This is a genomic window from Pseudomonas sp. B707 (genome assembly GCF_022496685.1).
GTDB classification, from domain to species: domain Bacteria; phylum Pseudomonadota; class Gammaproteobacteria; order Pseudomonadales; family Pseudomonadaceae; genus Aquipseudomonas; species Aquipseudomonas paraglycinae.
Genome location: NZ_WTVE01000015.1, coordinates 454,412 through 473,623 on the forward strand (window position 1 = coordinate 454,412; position 19,212 = coordinate 473,623).

Here is a 19,212-nt window from a genome sequence, read left to right on the forward strand (position 1 = left end):
CTTAACCTCGCGCCTCTTTCTTGCCGTCGGCATCGACACTGGCGGCCAGAATGGCCAGAACCAGTTGCTGGAAATCCAGACCGGCCGCTTTCGCCGCCATCGGTACCAGGCTGTGATCGGTCATGCCGGGAGCGGTGTTGACTTCCAGGAACCAGAATTTGCCGTCGGCGTCCTGCATCACGTCCGCCCTGCCCCAACCGGCAATACCCAGCGCCTCGCAGGCTTGCGCCGTGAGGTCCATGAGTTCTTTTTCCTTGGCTGCATCGAGCCCGCACGGAATCCGATACTGGGTATCGTTGGCGATGTACTTGGCGTCGTAGTCGTAGAACGTGTGTGGCGTACCCAGGGCGATGGGAGGCAACACCTGGTCACGCAGGGTGGCGATGGTGAACTCCGGACCGTGGATCCATTGCTCGACCAACACTTGCGAATCGTAGGTACTGGCCGCTTTCCATGCGTCGATCAACTCGGACGCAGAACTCACTTTGGCCATCCCGATACTTGAACCTTCATGCGCCGGTTTGACGATCAAAGGGAAGCCCAGTTCCGTCGCTGCCGAAATACAATCGGCCTCGCTGCGCAGCACGGCGTGACGCGGCGTCGGAATCCCCAGCGTGTGCCAGACCTGCTTGGTGCGCAGCTTGTCCATCGCCAGCGCCGAAGCCAGGATGCCGCTGCCGGTGTACGGAATGCCGGCCACTTCGAGCAGGCCCTGCATGCTGCCGTCTTCACCGCCGCGACCGTGGAGGATGATGAACGCGCGGTCGATCTTTTCGCTCAGCAGGCGCTGCAGAATATCGGCGCCGACGTCGATGCCGAACGCGTCCACACCCGCGCTTTGCAGCGCAGTGAGCACGGCGTTGCCGGACTTCAGCGAGACTTCACGCTCGGCACTCAGGCCACCGAACAGCACGGCCACACGGCCGAAGTCCTTCGGGGCGATGGTGGAGAACAGGTTGGCGTAGGCAGCAGTCATTTCAACTTCCCCTCGACCGATGCCGCCACGGCACCGGCGAACAACTCGCTTTTCAACAGTTTCGGTGCGAGGCCGCCGATATCACCGGCGCCCTGGCACAACAGAATGTCGCCGGCGCGCAGCAGCGGCTTGACCAGCGGCGCCAGATCGACGCCGCGCTCGATGTAGATCGGATCGAGCTGACCGCGCTGACGGATGCTGTTGCACAGCTTGCGGCTGTCGGCACCCGGGATCGGCTCTTCGCCGGCCGGATAAACTTCCATCAGCAACAGCACGTTGGCATCGGCCAGTACATTGACGAAATCGTCGTACAGGTCGCGGGTGCGGCTGTAGCGGTGCGGCTGGTAGACCATCACCAGGCGGCGCTCAGGCCAGCCACCGCGCACGGCTTTGATCACGGCTGCGACTTCGGTCGGGTGGTGACCGTAATCGTCGACCAGCATCACGCTGCCGCCGTCCACCGGCAGTTCGCCGTAAACCTGGAAGCGCCGACCGACACCCTGGAACCCGGACAGACCCTGGACGATGGCTTCATCGCTGACGCCTTCGTCGGTAGCGATGCAGATGGTCGCCAGGGAGTTGAGCACGTTGTGGTTGCCCGGCATGTTCACGGACACATCCAGCGGCTCGCGATCAGGGCGCAGCACCGTGAAGAAGGTCTGCATGCCTTGCTGGCGAACATTGATCGCGCGCACGTCGGCGTCTTCGCTGAAGCCATAGGTGACGACCGGGCGTTTGACCTGCGGCAGGATTTCACGCACTACCGGATCGTCCAGGCACATCACCGCCAGACCGTAGAACGGCAGGTTGTGCAGGAACTCGACGAAGGTTTTTTTCAGCTTGTTGAAGTCACCGTCGTAAGTCGCCATGTGGTCGGCGTCGATGTTGGTGACCACGGCCACCAGCGGTTGCAGGTGCAGGAAGCTTGCGTCGCTTTCATCGGCTTCGGCGATCAGGTAACGGCTGGTGCCGAGCTGGGCATTGGTGCCCGCGGCATTCAGACGGCCACCGATGACGAAAGTCGGATCCAGGCCACCGGCCGCGAACACCGAAGCGATCAGGCTGGTAGTGGTAGTCTTGCCATGAGTACCGGCGACGGCGATGCCGTGACGGTAGCGCATCAGTTCGGCGAGCATTTCGGCACGCGGCACCACCGGGATGCGGCGTTCCAGCGCAGTCGCCACTTCCGGGTTGGAAGTATTGACGGCGCTCGACACCACCAGCACATCGGCGGCTGCGGCGTTCTCGGCACGGTGGCCAATGAAGATCTGCGCACCGAAGGATTCCAGGCGCTCGGTCACCGGCGAAGCTTTCAGGTCGGAACCGGACACTTCATAGCCCAGGTTCAGCAGCACTTCGGCGATGCCGCACATGCCCACGCCGCCGATCCCGACGAAGTGGATGCGACGGATGCGGCGCATTTCCGGTTGCGGCATGGCTTTCTGATTCTCAACCATGGGCCACCTCCAGACAGGTATCGACCACGCTACGGGTGGCTTCGGGTTTCGCCAGACGGCGGGCCGCTTGGGCCATTTGTTCGAGTCGTTGCGGTTGCATCAAGACCTCTGTCAGGCGCGCGGCAAGGTCCGCGGCACCAGTCGTTCTTTGCGGCATCAGGAAGGCAGCGCCTTCGCGGGCCAAATAATCGGCGTTGCGGGTCTGGTGATCGTCGATCGCGTGGGGCAAGGGCACCAGCATCGAGGGCAGACCGGCGGCGGCCAGTTCACTGATGGTCAATGCGCCGGCGCGGCACACCACCAGGTCAGCCCAGCCATAGGCCTGGGCCATGTCTTTGATGAACGGCTGCACCTGCGCATCCACGCCGGCGGCGCGGTAGCGCTCTGCAGTCACTTCATCGTGGTTTCTGCCAGCCTGATGGAACACTTCCGGACGCAAGTCGGCAGCGACTTGTGCCAGGGCTTCAGGCAGCAACTTGTTCAACGGCTCTGCGCCCAGGCTTCCGCCCAGGATCAGCAAACGCGCCTTGCGTCCGGCCAGGGCCGGGCGCGGTGTTTCGAGGAACAGCTCGCTGCGCACCGGGTTACCGGTGGTACGGCGGCTGTCCGACAGGGTAAAGGTGTCGGGGAAGGCTTCACACACCCGGGCGGCGAACGGCACCAGCAACCGATTGGCGGTGCCGGCCACGGCGTTCTGCTCATGAACGATCACCGGCACGCCGGCCAGTTTGGCGGCAAGACCACCGGGACCGGTCACATAGCCGCCGAATCCGACCACGCACACCGGACGCAAGCGGCGAATGATCGCCCGCGCCTGCCACACCGATTTCAGCAGCATGAACGGCGCCTTGAGCAGCGACAGCTTGCCCTTGCCGCGCAGGCCAGTGGCGTTGATACGGTGCAGTTCAAGACCCGCCGCCGGCACCAGATCGTTTTCGATCCCGCGCGGCGTGCCGAGCCAGTGCACGGTATAGCCGCGCGCCTGGAATTCGCGGGCACAGGCCAGCGCCGGGAACACGTGGCCACCGGTGCCGCCGGCCATGATCAATACGTTAGCGCCCATGGTTCGGCTCCTCGGCGAAGTCGCTCTCATGGAATTCCATCTCTTCACTGCCCAGGTGGGTCCGGCTCTCCCACTCGATTCTCAACAACAGGCCAAGGCAGGCGCAGCAGATCACCAGGGAACTGCCGCCGTAACTGAGAAACGGCAAGGTCAGGCCCTTGGTCGGCAACAGGCCGACGTTCACGCCGATGTTGATCAGGAACTGGCCGATCCACAGGAACGACAGGCCGTAGGCAACATAAGCGGCAAAAAACTGTTTGGCTTTCTCGGCCCACAGACCGATGTACATGCCGCGAATACACACGAACACGAACAGTGCCACGGTGCACAGCGAGCCCACGGCGCCAAGCTCTTCGGCCAGAACCGAGAACACGAAGTCGGTGTGGGCTTCCGGCAGGTAGAACTGCTTCTGCACGCTGTTGCCCAGGCCAACGCCCAGCCATTCACCGCGACCGAACGCGATCAAGGCTTGCGACAATTGATAACCGGCGCCGAACTGGTCGGCCCACGGGTCGGCGAAGTTGGTCAGACGCGCCATCCGGTACGGCTGCATCTGAATCAGCAACACCACCGCACCGACGGCCAGCACCACCATCAGCGAGAACCGGAACAGCCCGACCCCGCCGAGGAACAGCATCGCCGCCGCGGCGCCCATCATCACGACGGTGGCACCGAAGTCCGGCTCCATCAGCAACAGGCCCGCCATTGGCAGCAGCACGATGAACGGCTTGAAGAAGCCCATCCAGCTCTCGCGCACTTCTTTCTGACGACGCACCAGATAACCGGCGAGGTAGATCACCACGAACACCTTGGCGATCTCGGACGGCTGAACGTTGAAGAAGCTGAAACCGATCCAGCGCATCGAGCCGTTCACCTCACGGCCGATCCCCGGGATGATCACCATCACCAGCAGACCGAACGCACCGATCAGCATCAGCCAGCCCAGCCGCTGCCAGGTGGCGATCGGGATCATCATGGTGACGACGCACGCGCCCAGGCCCAGCACCACGTAGATCAGGTGACGGGTCATGTAATAAAGAGCGCTGCCCGACTGCGCCGCGCCGACTTCTGTCGATGCCGAAGCGATCATGATCAGGCCCAGACCGAGCAACGCCAGGCAACCGGCGAGCATCGGGAAGTCGAGGTCGATCCCGCGTCCGGTGATCAGCGGCGACGGGTATGGCTTGATGATGTTTCTCAAGCTCATGCCAGATCCTCCACGGCGCGGACGAACTGGTGACCACGGTCTTCGTAGTTCTTGAACATGTCGAAACTGGCGCAGGCCGGCGACAGCAGCACGACGTCACCCGGTTGGGCGGCGGCGCGGCATTGGGCCACCGCATCGACCAGCGTGGTCGCGCGAATCAGCGGCACGGCATCGCCGATCGCTTCGCCGATCTTGTCGGAATCGCGGCCCATCAGGATCACGGCGCGGCAATGGGCCGCCACCGGATCGCGCAGGTCCTTGAAGTCGGCGCCCTTGCCGTCGCCACCGGCGATCAGCACGACCTTGCCGTCGATGTCCGCACCCAGGCCTTCGATGGCAGCCAGTGCAGCGCCAACGTTGGTGGCCTTGGAATCGTTGTAGTAACCGACGCCGTCCAGATCACGTACCCACTGGCAGCGGTGTTCGAGACCGGCGAAGGTGCGCAGCGCCGCCAGCATGGCGTCGAACGGCAGCCCGACCGCGTGGCCGAGCGCCAGCGCCGCCAGGGCGTTGGACTGGTTGTGGGCGCCACGAATCTTCAATTCGCGCACCGGCATCAGGTTCTGGAATTCGAAGGCCAGGTATTTCTCGCCATTCTCTTCACGCAGGCCGAATGCCTTGAAATCGGGTTTGGTCAGGCCGAAGGTCCAGCACGGCTGGCCCTCGCCCATCAGCGGCCGGGTCAAGGCGTCTTGACGGTTGACCACGAACTGCTTCGCACCACGGAAGATCCGGTGCTTGGCCAGGTGATAGGCCGGCAGACCGCTGTAGCGGTCCATGTGGTCTTCGCTGATGTTGAGCACGGTCGCCACTTCGGCGTTGAGCTGGTCGGTGGTTTCCAGCTGGAAGCTCGACAGCTCCATCACGTACAGCTCGACGTCATCGCTGAGCAGATCCAGCGCCGGCGTACCGAGGTTGCCGCCCACGGCCACGCGCTTGCCGGCCGCAGCCGCCATCTCGCCGACCAGGGTGGTGACGGTGCTTTTCGCGTTGGAACCGCTGATGGCCACGATCGGCGCCTTCGCGTTACGCGCGAACAGCTCGATGTCGCCGGACAGCTTCACGCCACGGGCCGCGGCGGCTTGCAGGGCCGGGGTCGCCAGCGCCAGGCCGGGGCTCACGTAGAGCTCATCGGCACGGCACAGGAATTCGACGTCCAGCTCGCCACAACGCACTTCCACGTGCGGATAGTCACGCTGGAGCGTGGCCAGTTCCGGTGGATTTTCCCGCGTATCGGCCACGGCAAACGCCACGCCCCGGTTCGCCAGGAAGCGAACCAGGGACATGCCGCTCTTGCCGAGGCCGACAACGATGCGGAAGTGGTCAGAAGCGATCAGAGACACTCGTTCTACCTCAGCTTCAGGGTGGCAAGGCCGATCAGCACGAGAATCACGGTGATGATCCAGAAACGGACGATCACGCGCGGCTCGGGCCAGCCCTTGAGTTCAAAGTGGTGGTGAATCGGCGCCATACGGAACACACGGCGACCGGTCAGCTTAAAGGACGCAACCTGAATGACGACTGACAGGGTTTCCATCACGAACACCCCGCCCATGATGAACAGGACTATTTCCTGACGGACGATCACCGCGATGGTGCCCAGGGCTGCGCCCAGCGCCAGTGCGCCGACGTCACCCATGAAGACTTGCGCCGGGTAGGTGTTGAACCACAGGAAGCCCAGGCCGGCACCGATCAGCGCGCCGCAGAACACGATCAGTTCGCCTGCGCCCGGTACGTACGGGATCAGCAGGTATTCAGCGAATTTCACGTTACCCGACAGGTAGCAGAAAATGCCCAGGCCACCGCCGACCATCACTGTCGGCATGATCGCCAGGCCATCGAGGCCGTCGGTGAGGTTGACCGCGTTGCTCGAACCGACGATCACAAAGTAGGTCAGCACGATGAAGCCTGCGCCCAGCGGAATGCTGTAGTCCTTGAGCATTGGCAGGATCAGGGTGGTTTCCACCGGAGTGGCAGCAGTCATATAAAGGAAGATCGCCGCACCGAGGCCGAATACCGACTGCCAGAAATATTTCCAGCGGCTCGGCAGACCACGAGAGTTCTTCTCGATAACCTTGCGGTAGTCGTCGACCCAGCCGATGGCGCCGAACAGCAGGGTCACCAGCAGCACGACCCACACGTAGCGGTTGCTCAGGTCAGCCCACAGCAGGGTGCTGACGCCGATGGACGACAGAATCAGCGCGCCACCCATGGTCGGCGTACCGGATTTGGACAGGTGCGATTGCGGGCCGTCGTTACGAACCGATTGGCCGATCTGACGGTTCTGCAGGGTGCGGATCATCCACGGGCCGTAGCACAGCGACAAGACCAGCGCGGTCAGCACACCGAGGATCCCGCGCAGGGTCAGGTACTGGAAGACCGCGAAGCCTTTGTAGAACTGTTGCAGATACTCCGCTAGCAGCAGCAGCATTAATGTTTCTCCAGACTGGACCCGCACAGGGCCGCAACGATGTTTTCCATCGCTGCGCTGCGCGAACCCTTGATCAAAATGGTGGTGTTTTTGTCCTGCTCGGCGTCGAGGGCCTGGATCAGTTCGGCTTGGGTGCCGAAGTGATGCGCCTCGTTACCGAATGCGTTCACGGCGTGGACCATGTTCGGCCCGACGGCGTATAGCGCGGAAACCTTGCCTCGGGCGTATTCGCCCACGTCGCGGTGCCCCTGCTCCGCCCAGTCGCCCAACTCGCCGATATCCCCGAGCACCAGGACGGTGCGGCCGGAAAAGCCGGCGAGTATATCAACGGCCGCGCACATCGAGGTGGGGTTCGCGTTGTAAGTGTCATCGATCACGCGCATGCCGTTTTTAGCCAGTTGCGCGACGGTGCGACCCTTGACCGGTTGTACCGCGCCAAGCCCGGTGGCGATGCCGAACAGCGACACGCCCAGTGCGTGAGCGGCAGCGGCGGCGGCCAGGGCGTTGGCGACGTTGTGGGTGCCGAGCAGGTTCAGCTGAACCCGTTCCACACCTTCAGGACTGTGCAGGTTGAACGCCGGGCAGCCGCGGGCATCGGTGGCCAGGTCGCTGGCGTAAAAATCCGCCTGAGTGTTGCTCAAGGCAAACGTCAGCACCTTGCGGGCGCCGGCGCGGGTCTTCCAGATACCAAACGCCTTGTCATCAAGGTTCAGCACGGCGACGCCGTCGGCCGCCAGCCCTTCGATGATTTCGCCTTTGGCTTCAACGATTTTCTCCGGCCCGCCGAACTCACCGACATGGGCGGTCCCGGCGTTGTTGAGGATCGCCACGTGCGGCTTGGTCAGCCCTACGGTGTAAGCGATTTCACCCAGGCGCGAGGCGCCCAGTTCGATCACTGCCGCGCTGTGTTCCGGGGCGAGTTCGAGCAGGGTCAGCGGTACACCGAGGTCGTTGTTCAGGTTGCCACGGGTCGCGTGCACCGAGCCGCGCGTGCGCAGGATGCTCGCGAGCATTTCCTTGACCGTGGTCTTGCCGCTGGAACCGGTAACGGCCGCGACCGGTTTGGTGAATGCGGCACGGTTCAGCGCACCCAACTGGCCGAGGGCCTGGCGGGTGTCCTTGACCAGCAATTGCGGCAGCGTGCTGTCGGCGACTTCGCGCTCGACCAATGCCGCAACGGCGCCTTTGGCGGCGACTTCATTCAGATAGTCATGACCGTCGAAACGCGGGCCGGTCAGGGCAATAAACAGTTGGCCAGCCTTGATCGCGCGGCTGTCGATGCTCACGCCGTCAAAACTGGCGTCGGCACTGACCAGACGGGCGTCAAGCGCGTTGGTCAGTTCGCTGAGTTTCAGGGCCTTAAGCATGGGCCACCTCCCACGCGGTCAGGGCGTGATCAGCCTCGACCAGATCGGAAAACGCATGGCGCTCGCCGTTGATTTCCTGATAGTCCTCGTGACCTTTGCCGGCCAGGACAATCACGTCGTCGGCCGAAGCGCCGGCAATCAGTTGCGCGATGGCCTGGCCACGGCCAGCCACGAACGTCACGTTATCCACAGCCGTGAAGCCGGCGCGGATGTCATCGAAAATCACCGCCGGGTCTTCGGTGCGCGGATTGTCGTCGGTCACCAGCACGCGGTCGGCCAGACGCTCGACCACTTCGGCCATCAGCGGACGTTTGCCGCGATCGCGATCACCGCCGCAGCCGAACAGGCACAGCAGTTGGCCTTTTACGTGCGGGCGCAACGCGGTCAGCACTTTTTCCAGCGCGTCCGGGGTGTGGGCGTAATCGACCACCACCAGCGGCTGGGTGCCACCGCCGAGACGCTGCATGCGTCCGGCCGGGCCTTCGAGTTTCGGCAACACCTTGAGAATTTCGTCGAGCGCGTAGTCGAGACCGAGCAGCGCACCGACGGCGGCCAGCACGTTGCTCAGGTTGAAACGACCGAGCAGCGTGCTGCGCAGATGGTGTTCGCCCTGCGGCGTGACCAGCGTGGCGCGCACGCCGTGGTCGTCGAACTGCGCTTCACGCACATAGAGGTAGGCGCTGCTGTCGAGGAGGCTGTAAGTGATCAGCCGCGATTCGCGCTTTTCAACGGCCAGTTGCCGGCCGAAATCGTCGTCGAGGTTGACCACGCGGCACTTCAGGTCATTCCAGGCGAACAGCCGGGCCTTGGCCTCGGCGTACGCTTCCATGGTGCCGTGGTAATCCAGGTGATCGCGGGACAGGTTGGTCATCACCGCCACGTCGAACGCCAGCGCGGTGACCCGGCCCTGATCCAGACCGTGGGACGAGACTTCCATGGCCACGGCCTTGGCGCCGGCCTTTTTCAGGTCGCCCAAGGTCGCTTGCATGGCAATCGGATTCGGCGTGGTGTGCAGGCCGCTTTGCAGCGCGCCATGAAAACCGGAACCCAAAGTGCCGACGATGCCGCAATGCTGGCCGAGCAGGTCCAGCGCCTGCGCCACCAGTTGAGTCACGCTGGTCTTGCCGTTGGTGCCAGTGACGCCGATCAGGTTCAGGTGATGACTCGGCTCACCGTAAAAACGCCCGGCGATGTCCGACAGCTGCGCTGCCAGGCCCTTGACCGGAATCAGCGGCACTTCGGTGATCGGCAGCACGGTGGCGCCTTCCACTTCATAAGCCACGGCAGCAGCACCGCGCTGCAAGGCGTCGGCGATGTGCGCACGCCCGTCGAACTTGCCGCCCGGCACGGCGAGGAACAGGTCACCCGCGCGAACGTTACGGCTGTCGAGCGCCAGTTCACGGATCAACAGATCGTGGCCGGCGTGGGGGAAAATCTTGTTCAGACTCAGAGACATCAGCCGCGCCCTCCATTGGCTTTCAGCGGAACGGCCGGGGTGGCGTTGGCCTGTTGTGTGGTCGGCAGGTTGTCCGGGGTGACGTTCATCAGGCGCAGAGTGCCCGACATCACACGGCTGAACACCGGCGCCGAGACCAGACCACCGAAGTAACCGGCCTTGGTCGGTTCATCGATCACCACGACGATTGCATAACGTGGATCGCTCATCGGGCCGAAACCGGCGAACAGCGAGCGGTAAGAGTTTTCGGCGTAGCCCTTGGTGCCGACCGACGTTTTACGCGCGGTACCGGACTTGCCACCCACGTGATACGCCGGCACCTGCGCACGGAACACGCCGCGCGGGGCTTCGATCACCTGTTGCAGCATGCCTTGCATGGTTTTCGCGACGGCTTCCGGCAGCACCTGGGTGGTCTGCGGCGCCTTGTCGGTTTTGATCAGAGTCAGCGGTGCGAGACGACCGTTGTTGGCCAGCGCCGAGAACGCGTGCACCAGCTGAATTGCCGTCACCGAAATACCGTAGCCGTACGACAGCGTTGCGGTCTCGGCCTTGCGCCACTCGCGGTAGTTCGGCAGGTTGCCGACACGTTCGCCCGGGAAGCCGAGGCCGGTGTCCTGGCCGAGGCCGACTTTCTGTGCGAGGCGGAAAATGGTTTCGCCGCCGATATCGAACGCGACCTTACTCATGCCGACGTTACTGGAATTGATCAGAATGCCGGTCAGGTCGAGCACCGGACCTTCGGTCTTCGATACGTCCTTGATGGTGTACTTGCCGATCTGCAGGGAGCCCGGATACACCTCGACGGTGTCGCTCGGTTTCCAGCGGCCGGTTTCGATCGCGGCGCTCATCGAGATCGCTTTCATGGTCGAACCGGGTTCGAACACGTCGATCATCGCGCGATTACGCATCATCGCCGGCTGCAGGTTGCGACGGTTGTTCGGGTTGTAGGTCGGCTGGTTGACCATGGCGAGGATTTCGCCGGTCTTCACGTCCATGATCACCAGACTGCCGGCCTTGGCGCCGTTCTCGATGATCGCGTTGCGCAGCTCGCGGTTGGCCAGGTATTGCAGACGCAGGTCAATCGACAACGCCAAGGGCTTGCCGGCCTTGGCGTTTTTGGTGACCTGGACATCCTTGATCAGCCGTCCGCGCCGATCCTTGATGACTTGCCGCTTGCCGGGCACGCCGGCCAGCCATTCATCGTAGGCCAGTTCGACGCCTTCACGACCGTGGTCATCGATGTCGGTGAACCCGACCATGTGCGCCGTCACTTCACCGGCCGGATAGAACCGGCGGAATTCTTCGATGCCGTAGACGCCCGGCACTTTCAGGTCGAGCACGGCCTGGCCCTGCTCGGGGGTCAACCCGCGCACCAGATAAATGAATTCTTTGTTGGCCTGGGCTTCGAGACGTTCGGCCAGGGCTTTCGGATCCTGCCCCAGCGCGGCAGCGAGCGCAGGCCACTTCTCTTTGGCGGTCTGCATTTCCTTGGCGTTCGCCCACAGCGTGGTTACCGGGGTACTCACGGCCAGAGGCTCACCGTTACGGTCGGTAATCAGACCACGGTGAGCCGGAATCGGAATGTGCCGAAGACTGCGCGCATCGCCCTGACCTTTGAGGAAGTCACGGTCAACCACTTGCAGGTCGATGATGCGCCAGCAGATCGCCGCGACCATCACGCCGAGCAGTGCCACCATCAAACGGAAGCGCCACGGGAAGAGAGCCCCCTCGAGTTTCATCATGGCGCCACCATCTTCACGTCAGCTGCGCCTGGGATGTGCATCTTCAGTTGTTCAGTGGCCAGCACTTCGATCCGGCTGTGGGCGGTCCAGGTGCTTTGCTCCAGGATCAGGCGCCCCCACTCGGCCTGCGCCTTGTCGCGCACGCTCAGTTCGTTGTACAGGGTGTTGAGCAACTGCCGGTTCCAGTGGGCGCTGTAAGACACGCCGATGGCCGACACGAGCACGCCGATGAACAGCAGCAGCATGAAAAAGCTGCCGCCGGGCAGTGGCTTGGCGAAAAGCTTGCTCACCGCAGCTTCTCCGCGACGCGCATGACGGCGCTACGGGAACGTGGGTTGGCTTTGAGTTCGGCGTCGGAGGCCGTCTGCGCTTTGCCATGGACTTTGATTTTCGGTTCGAACGCAACGTGGCGAACCGGCAGGTTGCGCGGCAGGTTGTCGGCTTCGCCTTTCACCAGCTTGCGCATGAACAGTTTGACGATACGGTCTTCCAGCGAGTGGAAGCTGATCACGACCAGACGACCGCCCACTTCCAGGCATTCGAGCGCGGCTTCAAGACCCGCTTCCAGATCGCCCAGTTCGTTGTTGACGTGAATTCGCAGGCCCTGGAAAGCGCGGGTTGCCGGGTTCTTGCCCTTTTCCCACGCAGGGTTGGCGACTTTCAGGACTTCGGCCAGATCGGCGGTGCGTTCGAACGGCGTGATGTCACGACGCTCGGCCACGGCACGGGCCATGCGGCCGGAGAAACGTTCTTCGCCGTATTCCTTGAAAACACGGGCGATTTCTTCCACTGGCGCGGTATTGACGAACTCGGCTGCGCTGATGCCACGGGACGGATCCATGCGCATGTCCAGCGGGCCATCGTTGAGGAAGCTGAAGCCACGCTCGGCATCATCGAGCTGCGGCGAAGACACGCCCAGATCCAGCAGAATGCCGCTGACCTTGCCGGCCAGACCCTGTTCGGCAACGACCGACCCAAGCTCGGCAAAGCTGCGCTGCACAACGACAAAGCGGCCGTCTTCGGCCGCCAGCGTTTGCCCGGTGGCAATCGCTTGAGGATCCTTGTCGAATCCGATGAGCCGACCATCCGGCCCGAGCTTGCTCAGGATCAACCGGCTGTGCCCGCCGCGCCCGAACGTGCCGTCCAGATAGCAGCCATCAGGACGTACGGCGAGAGCCTCGACGGCTTCGTCAAGCAGTACGGTGATGTGGTTAAAGCCGCTATCAATAGTCACAGGATCAGATCACGCAGTTCGTCAGGCATGGCGCCCGGTTGTTGTATGGCAGCCAGGTCAGCGGCAGAAACCGCATTCCAGGCATCTTCGTCCCACAGTTGGAACTTGTTCAGTTGGCCCACCAGCATCGCGCGCTTGTCGAGCTTCGCGTATTCGCGCAGGCGCGGCGGCACCAGGAAACGACCACTGCCGTCGAGCTCGAGGTCAACGGCATTACCAATCAATAAACGTTGCAGACGACGGTTCTCTTCGCGAAGCGAAGGGAGCGCGCGCAACTTGGTTTCAATAATTTCCCACTCATCGAGCGGGTAGACACACAAACATGGATCAACGGCATCAATGGTCACGATCAACTGGCCGGAACTGCGCGAATCGAGCTCGTCACGGTACCGGCTCGGCATGGCGAGACGGCCCTTTGCGTCGAGACTGATAGCGTTAGCTCCGCGAAACACGTCTGCGTTTCTCCAATTTTTATCGTTTTGAGCTCAAAAAACCCACTTCATGCCACTTTCCGCCACTTGCGCACACTATAGGAATGCGCCCACCACACCGTCAAGGCGCGGATTAAAGGAAAACCCTTACAGAACGGAGATTTAGGAGCATAAAAGGAGGAGCAACGAGAATCTGGCGGATGCTTTTATCCAATAACTTGAAGCAGCACTGAAAGCTGCGCTCGAAAGTTAAAGTAATTTGTTAAGAGTAAGATTTTTTCGGTATTACAAAAGCGCTTCTGCTGTTGATTGAAGCACGGTGGGAAATGGCTATTACTGCGTTTGCCGCTGCCGGTTTCAGCGCAGGCCTGCTGATAATAAACAGCCCTGTCGCCTTTAATTCAAGCAGGGAAAAGAAAAAGGTGGAGAGTCGATCTGTAAGCCGGGTTCTGTCTTGAACAGTCATTCGTCTACGATGGCCATCACTGGACATCTTTAGCAACCTACCCGGTCCCAGCGCGGGCCACGCCTTGGGACCCTATTTGGTCTTGCTCCAAGTGGGGTTTACCTAGCCACGAACTGTTGCCAGACGTGCGGTGCGCTCTTACCGCACCTTTTCACCCTTACCGGCGCCGAAGCGCTTAGGCGGTTATTTTCTGTGGCACTTTCCGTAGGCTCACGCCTCCCAGGCATTACCTGGCACTTCGCCCTATGGAGCCCGGACTTTCCTCCCCCCCCTAATTTTCATAGAGGGCAGCGACTGTCCGATCGACTCTCCGCCGCGCAGGTTAACGGCAGAGCGGCCGAAGAACAAGCGCTAATAGCCCGCAAACCGGTCTGCGCGACGGGTTACGCGTTTTTTTGCCGGTCCAGCGCCACCTGATACAGCACGTTTTTGCGCTCACCGGTGATTTGCGCCGCCAGAGCCGCCGCACGCTTGAGCGGCATCTCTTCCAGCAACAGGTTGAGGATGCGCATCGCCTCGCTGCTGACGGCATCTTCAGACTCCGGCGCGGTCCAGCCCGCCACCACCACGACGCATTCGCCACGCTGCTGATTGCTGTCGGCCTCGACGAATGCCCGCAACTCGCTCAGCGGCAAGCCCTTGAGCGTTTCAAAGGTCTTGGTGATTTCACGAGCGAGCAACGCAGGGCGATCAGCGCCGAACACCGCTTCCATATCCTGCAGACATTCCAGAATGCGATGCGGCGCCTCGTAGAAAATCAGCGTGCGCGGCTCTTCTTTAATGGCTTCCAGGCGTGCTTTGCGCCCCACAGCCTTGGCCGGCAGAAAACCTTCGAAGATAAAGCGGTCGGATGGCAGACCGGCAGCCGACAACGCCGCGATCAACGCGCACGCACCTGGCACCGGCACCACATTGATCCCGGCCGCACGCGCCTGACGCACCAGGTGATAACCGGGATCGGAGATCAGCGGCGTACCGGCATCAGAAATCAGTGCGACGTTGTCGCCCGCCAACAGACGGGTAATGAAGCGACTGCCCTCATCCCGCTCGTTGTGTTCATGACAGGCTGCCAGCGGCGTGGAGATGCCAAAGTGCTGCATCAGGCGCTGGGAATGGCGCGTATCTTCGGCGGCGATCAGCGCCACCTCGCGCAGGATCTTCAACGCCCGGGCGCTGATGTCATCCAGGTTGCCGATGGGCGTCGCCACCACATAAAGCGAGCCCGCAGCGGAATTCAAAGGACCTGGAGCAGTCAAAGCGCACACCTCATGATCGGTAAAAGCCGCCATTGTAGCGCGTCGTGCGCCGGTCGACGCGTCCGGGTCGGACACGGTTTGTCGCACCATTGTGAGGCTGCGCACTCTTTGTATCAGCTAAATTGACGGTTTCACGCCAGTAACATCGCGCCCCGGCCAGTGCTTGGGTACAATTCGACGCTAATTTGATCGAGTATCAGGAACACTTACATGATCGCTTGCCTGCGGCTGTTCACTGCCCTCTGCCTCGCTGCCTTGCTGGCGGCTTGCGCCAGCTCCCCTTCCTCCAGCCTTGGCGAACTTCCACGGACCCCGGATGCCACCATCGAGCAACTGCTCGAACAGGCTGCCCAGGCCAAATCGCCGGACAAGGCCGCTCTGCTGCGCCTGAGTGCGGCAGACATGGCATACCGCCAGGGCAATGCCGGACAGTCCGCGCAAATCCTGCAGCAAGTGCCGATGGAGCAACTCCAGCCGGGCCAGCAGGCATTTGCCAGCACGCTGTCTGCTGAGCTGGCCATGACTCGCAACCAGCCGAAAGCCGCGCTGACTGCCTTGAGCCATCCAAGCCTGCAACGCCTGAGCGAAATGTCGGTACCGCTGCAAGTTCGCGCCGGCACGGTTCACGCCCGCGCCCTTGAAGCCGACGGCCAGACCCTGGCGGCCGCCCGCGAGCGCATCTTCATCGCGCCGATGCTGGAAGGTGAAGCCGCCAGCAAGAACCACGAAGCGATCTGGACCCTGATTGCATCGCTGCCGGCCGATCAACTGCAAGCGAACACCACCGATGACCTCGGCGGCTGGATGAGCCTGGCTCTGGCCGTGAAAACCGCCGGCACTCTGGAACAGCAGCAAGCCGCCATCGACAACTGGCGCAATCAGCATCCAAAGCACCCAGCCGCGATCAACCTGCCGCTGCCCCTGACCAAACTCAAGGAACTGGCCAGCCAGCCCCTGAGCAAGATCGCCCTGCTCCTGCCACAGGACGGCCAACTGGCCTCGGTCGGCAAGGCCCTGCGTGACGGCTTCATGGCCGCGCACTATCAGGCTCAGCAAGCCGGCCAGAAACCACCGGCCATCGAGTTCTACGACAGCTCGAAACTGACCAACCTCGACGAGTTCTACCGCAAGGCCCAGGCCGATGGCGTGCAACTGGTCGTCGGCCCGTTGGAGAAACCGCTGGTCAAACAGTTGAGCACTCGCCCGCAACTGCCGATCACCACCCTCGCCCTGAACTACAGCGAAGGCGATCAAGGTCCGGCGCAGCTGTTCCAGTTCGGTCTGGCCGCTGAAGACGAAGCCCGCGAAGTCTCACGCCGCGCCCGTGCCGACGGTCTGCATCGCGCCGCCATCATGGTGCCGAAAGGCGAATGGGGCGACCGCGTCCTGCGCGCCTTCAGCCAGGACTGGCAAGCAAACGGCGGCAGCATCGTTGCCACCGAACGCGTCGACCAGCCAGTGCAACTGGCCCAGCAGATCGCCGACATGTTCCAGCTGCGTCAGAGCGAAGCCCGCGCCAAGAGCCTGCAGAATGCTGCCGGCACCAACGTAGCCGCCCAGCCTTCGCGTCGCCAGGACATCGAATTCATCTTCCTTGCCGCCACCCCGCAGCAGGCGCAGCAGATCAAGCCGACCCTGAACTTTCAGTACGCCGGTGACGTGCCGGTCTATGCGACCTCCCACGTGTTCAGCGCCAGCGGTGACGTGAACCAGTACAACGACATGAACGGCGTGCGCTTCTGCGAAACCCCGTGGCTGCTGGAAACCAGCGATCCGCTGCGTCAGCAGGTCACCGCGCAATGGCCACAAGCTGCCGGTAGCCTCGGTCGCTTGTATGCGATGGGCGTCGATGCCTATCGTCTGGCGCCACGTCTGGATCAACTGAAAGCATTGCCGGACAGCCGCATCGAAGGCCAGTCGGGCAGCCTGGGAATGACCCAGTCCCAACGCGTCGTCCGTCAGTTGCCATGGGCACAGTTCGTCAGCGGTCAAATCCAGCGCCTGCCGGACACTCCACGCTGATGCCCGACAGGTCACACCTGCAAAGCGGCAAGGATGCCGAGCGTCAGGCGCTCGAGCATTTGCAACACCAGGGTCTGCGCCTGCTGGCGCAGAACTGGTTATGTAAACGCGGTGAGCTTGATCTGGTCATGCTTGATGGCGATACAGTAGTATTCGTCGAAGTCCGTTACCGAAAGAACACTCAATGGGGTGGCGCACTCGACAGCATCGATGGGCGCAAACGGCAGAAACTGATTTTCGCCGCACAGTATTTTCTTCAGCGCGAGTCGCGTTGGGCCAATTCCCCCTGCCGCTTCGACGTGGTGGCCATCGACAGCCACCAGGGTCAGCTGAACTGGTTGCAGAATGCGTTCGACAGTTGACCGCCTGCTCCGACCCGGACACTTTCACTCAACACTTTTGCTCTTTGCTTTGCGGGCTGCACATTCACGTGCCGGACAGCCGCGCTAATTAAGGTCACACAGATGGACATGCAATCCCGAATTCGCCAGCTTTTCCAGGCCAGCATCGACACCAAGCAACAGGCGATGGACGTACTTGCACCGCACATCGAGCAAGCCAGCCAGGTGATGGTCAACGCACTGCTCAATGAGGGGAAAATGCTCTCGTGCGGCAACGGCGGCTCGGCCGGCGATGCCCAGCACTTCTCCTCGGAGCTGCTCAACCGTTTCGAGCGTGAGCGCCCTAGCCTGCCGGCGATCGCGCTGACCACCGACAGCTCGACCATCACCTCGATCGCCAACGACTACAGCTACAACGAAGTGTTCTCCAAGCAGATCCGCGCACTCGGCCAGCCGGGTGACGTATTGCTGGCGATTTCGACCAGCGGCAACTCGGCGAACATTATTCAGGCGATCCAGGCCGCACATGATCGCGAAATGATTGTCGTAGCATTGACCGGACGCGATGGCGGCGGCATGGCTTCGCTGCTGCTGCCCGAAGACGTCGAGATTCGCGTACCGGCCAACGTCACCGCACGTATTCAGGAAGTCCACTTGCTGGCGATCCATTGCCTTTGCGATCTGATCGACAGCCAACTGTTCGGGAGTGAAGAATGACCCCTAATCGCCTTGGCCTTCTGGCCTTGACCCTGTGCCTCGGCATCAGCGGCTGCACCTCGGTGGTGAATGCCAGCCGTGAAGCGCCGATCGAAGACGACCGCGGCACCCGCACTTTCGGCAGCAAGATCGATGACTCGCTGATCGAAACCAAAGTCGGCGTCAACGTGGCCAAGGCCGATCCGGCCCTGGACAACGACTCGCACATCGTCGTCACCAGCTTCAACGGCGTCGTTTTGCTGGCTGGCCAGACCCCGCGCGCAGACCTCAAGGAAAAGGCCGAACGGGCCGCCGCCAACGTTCAGCGCGTGAAAAAGGTCCATAACGAACTGCAAGTGTTGCAGCCCTCCTCCCTGCTGGCCCGCCAGAACGATGCCTGGCTGACCACCAAGATCAAGACCCAGATGCTCACCGACGCCAGCATTCCCGGCTCGCGGATCAAGGTCGTGACCGAGAACGGCATCGTCTATCTGCTGGGCCTGCTGACCAAACAGGAAGCCGCCCAGGCGACCAATCTGGTGCAGGGCGTTTCCGGTGTGCAGAAGATTGTGAAGCTGTTCGAATACATCGACTGACCGCAAAACGCAGGCACAAAAAAGGCGATCCAACCGGATCGCCTTTTTTATTACTTCACCACTTTCAGGCTTGGCCGGCCGCTTGGGCGCGGTGGCTCGCTGTCCGGTGGCGGAACATCGTCATCCTGATCGATCTCGTCTTCGTCATCCATCGGCGACTCCAGATCGAACACCATGCCTTGACCGTTCTCCCGGGCATAGATCCCCAGGATTGCAGCAATCGGCACGTACAGACTGTGCGGGACGCCACCGAAGCGACCTTCGAAGGTCACAACGTCGTTGTCCATGTGCAAGTGCCGCACGGCACTCGGCGAAATGTTCAGGACAATCTGCCCGTCACTGGCAAAGCCCTGTGGCACCTGCACCGCCGGGTACTCGGAATTGACCAGCATGTGCGGGGTGCAATCGTTATCCACAATCCACTCGTAGAGCGCGCGGACCAGATAAGGTCGACTGGAGTTCATAGCGGCT

Annotated in this window: 18 protein-coding genes and 1 other RNA gene; 4 read left to right on the top strand and 15 right to left on the bottom strand. The window is 62.1% G+C overall.

The annotated features are described in order from the left end of the window. Position 1: 1 nt before the first annotated feature. The 14 genes from GQX66_RS07585 to rsmI form a co-directional block, all read right to left on the bottom strand. Entirely contained in the window at positions 2-976 is a 975-nt protein-coding gene (locus GQX66_RS07585) for a D-alanine--D-alanine ligase (protein WP_007956758.1), read from the bottom strand. Continuing rightward, positions 973-2,433, bottom strand: coding sequence for a UDP-N-acetylmuramate--L-alanine ligase (gene murC, locus GQX66_RS07590; protein ID WP_240867868.1), 1,461 nt, complete (start codon positions 2,431-2,433; stop codon positions 973-975). Before murC ends, GQX66_RS07585 begins: the two co-directional genes overlap by 4 nt. Beyond that, positions 2,426-3,496, bottom strand: coding sequence for an undecaprenyldiphospho-muramoylpentapeptide beta-N-acetylglucosaminyltransferase (gene murG, locus GQX66_RS07595; RefSeq protein WP_011335863.1), 1,071 nt, complete (start codon positions 3,494-3,496; stop codon positions 2,426-2,428). Before murG ends, murC begins: the two co-directional genes overlap by 8 nt. Then, positions 3,486-4,697, bottom strand: a complete 1,212-nt coding sequence (gene ftsW / locus GQX66_RS07600) for a putative lipid II flippase FtsW (RefSeq protein ID WP_170929383.1) — start codon at positions 4,695-4,697, stop codon at positions 3,486-3,488. The genes murG and ftsW overlap by 11 nt, the downstream gene beginning before the upstream one ends. A 2-nt stretch (positions 4,698-4,699) precedes the next feature. After that, positions 4,700-6,046 carry a UDP-N-acetylmuramoyl-L-alanine--D-glutamate ligase gene (gene murD / locus GQX66_RS07605; RefSeq protein WP_039766248.1) on the bottom strand — a complete coding sequence of 449 codons (1,347 nt, stop codon included), beginning with the start codon at positions 6,044-6,046 and terminating at the stop codon, positions 4,700-4,702. Between the two features lie 5 nt (positions 6,047-6,051). Continuing rightward, positions 6,052-7,134, bottom strand: a complete 1,083-nt coding sequence (gene mraY / locus GQX66_RS07610; RefSeq protein WP_015096766.1) for a phospho-N-acetylmuramoyl-pentapeptide-transferase — start codon at positions 7,132-7,134, stop codon at positions 6,052-6,054. After that, entirely contained in the window at positions 7,134-8,501 is a 1,368-nt protein-coding gene (murF, locus tag GQX66_RS07615; RefSeq protein ID WP_134020506.1) for a UDP-N-acetylmuramoyl-tripeptide--D-alanyl-D-alanine ligase, read from the bottom strand. Before murF ends, mraY begins: the two co-directional genes overlap by 1 nt. After that, positions 8,494-9,957: a UDP-N-acetylmuramoyl-L-alanyl-D-glutamate--2,6-diaminopimelate ligase gene (locus tag GQX66_RS07620; RefSeq protein WP_085745353.1), complete on the bottom strand. Its 1,464-nt coding sequence runs from the start codon at positions 9,955-9,957 to the stop codon at positions 8,494-8,496. Before GQX66_RS07620 ends, murF begins: the two co-directional genes overlap by 8 nt. Next, a complete protein-coding gene (locus GQX66_RS07625) occupies positions 9,957-11,696 on the bottom strand; it encodes a penicillin-binding protein 2 (RefSeq protein WP_170929382.1) in 1,740 nt (579 codons plus the stop codon). The genes GQX66_RS07620 and GQX66_RS07625 overlap by 1 nt, the downstream gene beginning before the upstream one ends. Beyond that, entirely contained in the window at positions 11,696-11,989 is a 294-nt protein-coding gene (gene ftsL, locus GQX66_RS07630; protein ID WP_007956777.1) for a cell division protein FtsL, read from the bottom strand. Before ftsL ends, GQX66_RS07625 begins: the two co-directional genes overlap by 1 nt. Continuing rightward, the gene (gene rsmH, locus GQX66_RS07635) at positions 11,986-12,927 is read right to left on the bottom strand and encodes a 16S rRNA (cytosine(1402)-N(4))-methyltransferase RsmH (RefSeq protein ID WP_102687561.1); all 942 of its coding nucleotides are present in this window, start codon (positions 12,925-12,927) and stop codon (positions 11,986-11,988) included. Before rsmH ends, ftsL begins: the two co-directional genes overlap by 4 nt. 2 nt (positions 12,928-12,929) lie before the next feature. Further along, positions 12,930-13,385, bottom strand: coding sequence for a division/cell wall cluster transcriptional repressor MraZ (gene mraZ, locus GQX66_RS07640; protein WP_007917012.1), 456 nt, complete (start codon positions 13,383-13,385; stop codon positions 12,930-12,932). Between the two features lie 401 nt (positions 13,386-13,786). Beyond that, positions 13,787-14,140: RNase P RNA component class A (gene rnpB, locus GQX66_RS07645), an RNA gene on the bottom strand. A 73-nt stretch (positions 14,141-14,213) separates the two neighbouring features. Further along, a complete protein-coding gene (gene rsmI, locus GQX66_RS07650) occupies positions 14,214-15,119 on the bottom strand; it encodes a 16S rRNA (cytidine(1402)-2'-O)-methyltransferase (protein ID WP_240867977.1) in 906 nt (301 codons plus the stop codon). A 177-nt stretch (positions 15,120-15,296) separates the two neighbouring features. Between rsmI and GQX66_RS07655 the strand changes: the two genes are divergently transcribed. The 4 genes from GQX66_RS07655 to GQX66_RS07670 all read left to right on the top strand — a co-directional run bounded on the left by GQX66_RS07655 (position 15,297) and on the right by GQX66_RS07670 (position 18,741). Next, complete coding sequence (locus GQX66_RS07655) at positions 15,297-17,108, top strand: penicillin-binding protein activator (protein WP_064599306.1); 1,812 nt, start codon at positions 15,297-15,299, stop codon at positions 17,106-17,108. Further along, positions 17,108-17,470: a YraN family protein gene (locus GQX66_RS07660; RefSeq protein WP_007956783.1), complete on the top strand. Its 363-nt coding sequence runs from the start codon at positions 17,108-17,110 to the stop codon at positions 17,468-17,470. The genes GQX66_RS07655 and GQX66_RS07660 overlap by 1 nt, the downstream gene beginning before the upstream one ends. Positions 17,471-17,572: 102 nt before the next feature. Continuing rightward, entirely contained in the window at positions 17,573-18,166 is a 594-nt protein-coding gene (locus GQX66_RS07665; protein WP_007928463.1) for a phosphoheptose isomerase, read from the top strand. Beyond that, positions 18,163-18,741, top strand: coding sequence for a BON domain-containing protein (locus GQX66_RS07670; protein WP_240867872.1), 579 nt, complete (start codon positions 18,163-18,165; stop codon positions 18,739-18,741). Before GQX66_RS07665 ends, GQX66_RS07670 begins: the two co-directional genes overlap by 4 nt. A gap of 50 nt (positions 18,742-18,791) precedes the next feature. Here GQX66_RS07670 and GQX66_RS07675 read toward each other — a convergent pair whose 3' ends face one another. Continuing rightward, entirely contained in the window at positions 18,792-19,205 is a 414-nt protein-coding gene (locus tag GQX66_RS07675) for a ClpXP protease specificity-enhancing factor (protein WP_236191701.1), read from the bottom strand. Between the last annotated feature and the right edge of the window lie 7 nt (positions 19,206-19,212).

Coding starts and splice junctions, on each gene's coding strand:
- GQX66_RS07670 (WP_240867872.1), top strand. CDS start 18,163: ATGACCCCTAATCGCCTTGGCCTTCTGGCCTTGACCCTGTGCCTCGGC.
- GQX66_RS07675 (WP_236191701.1), bottom strand. CDS start 19,205: ATGAACTCCAGTCGACCTTATCTGGTCCGCGCGCTCTACGAGTGGATT.
- GQX66_RS07620 (WP_085745353.1), bottom strand. CDS start 9,957: ATGTCTCTGAGTCTGAACAAGATTTTCCCCCACGCCGGCCACGATCTG.
- mraY (WP_015096766.1), bottom strand. CDS start 7,134: ATGCTGCTGCTGCTAGCGGAGTATCTGCAACAGTTCTACAAAGGCTTC.
- murG (WP_011335863.1), bottom strand. CDS start 3,496: ATGGGCGCTAACGTATTGATCATGGCCGGCGGCACCGGTGGCCACGTG.
- GQX66_RS07660 (WP_007956783.1), top strand. CDS start 17,108: ATGCCCGACAGGTCACACCTGCAAAGCGGCAAGGATGCCGAGCGTCAG.
- GQX66_RS07585 (WP_007956758.1), bottom strand. CDS start 976: ATGACTGCTGCCTACGCCAACCTGTTCTCCACCATCGCCCCGAAGGAC.
- murC (WP_240867868.1), bottom strand. CDS start 2,433: ATGGTTGAGAATCAGAAAGCCATGCCGCAACCGGAAATGCGCCGCATC.
- GQX66_RS07655 (WP_064599306.1), top strand. CDS start 15,297: ATGATCGCTTGCCTGCGGCTGTTCACTGCCCTCTGCCTCGCTGCCTTG.
- rsmI (WP_240867977.1), bottom strand. CDS start 15,119: ATGGCGGCTTTTACCGATCATGAGGTGTGCGCTTTGACTGCTCCAGGT.
- GQX66_RS07625 (WP_170929382.1), bottom strand. CDS start 11,696: ATGAAACTCGAGGGGGCTCTCTTCCCGTGGCGCTTCCGTTTGATGGTG.
- murF (WP_134020506.1), bottom strand. CDS start 8,501: ATGCTTAAGGCCCTGAAACTCAGCGAACTGACCAACGCGCTTGACGCC.
- GQX66_RS07665 (WP_007928463.1), top strand. CDS start 17,573: ATGGACATGCAATCCCGAATTCGCCAGCTTTTCCAGGCCAGCATCGAC.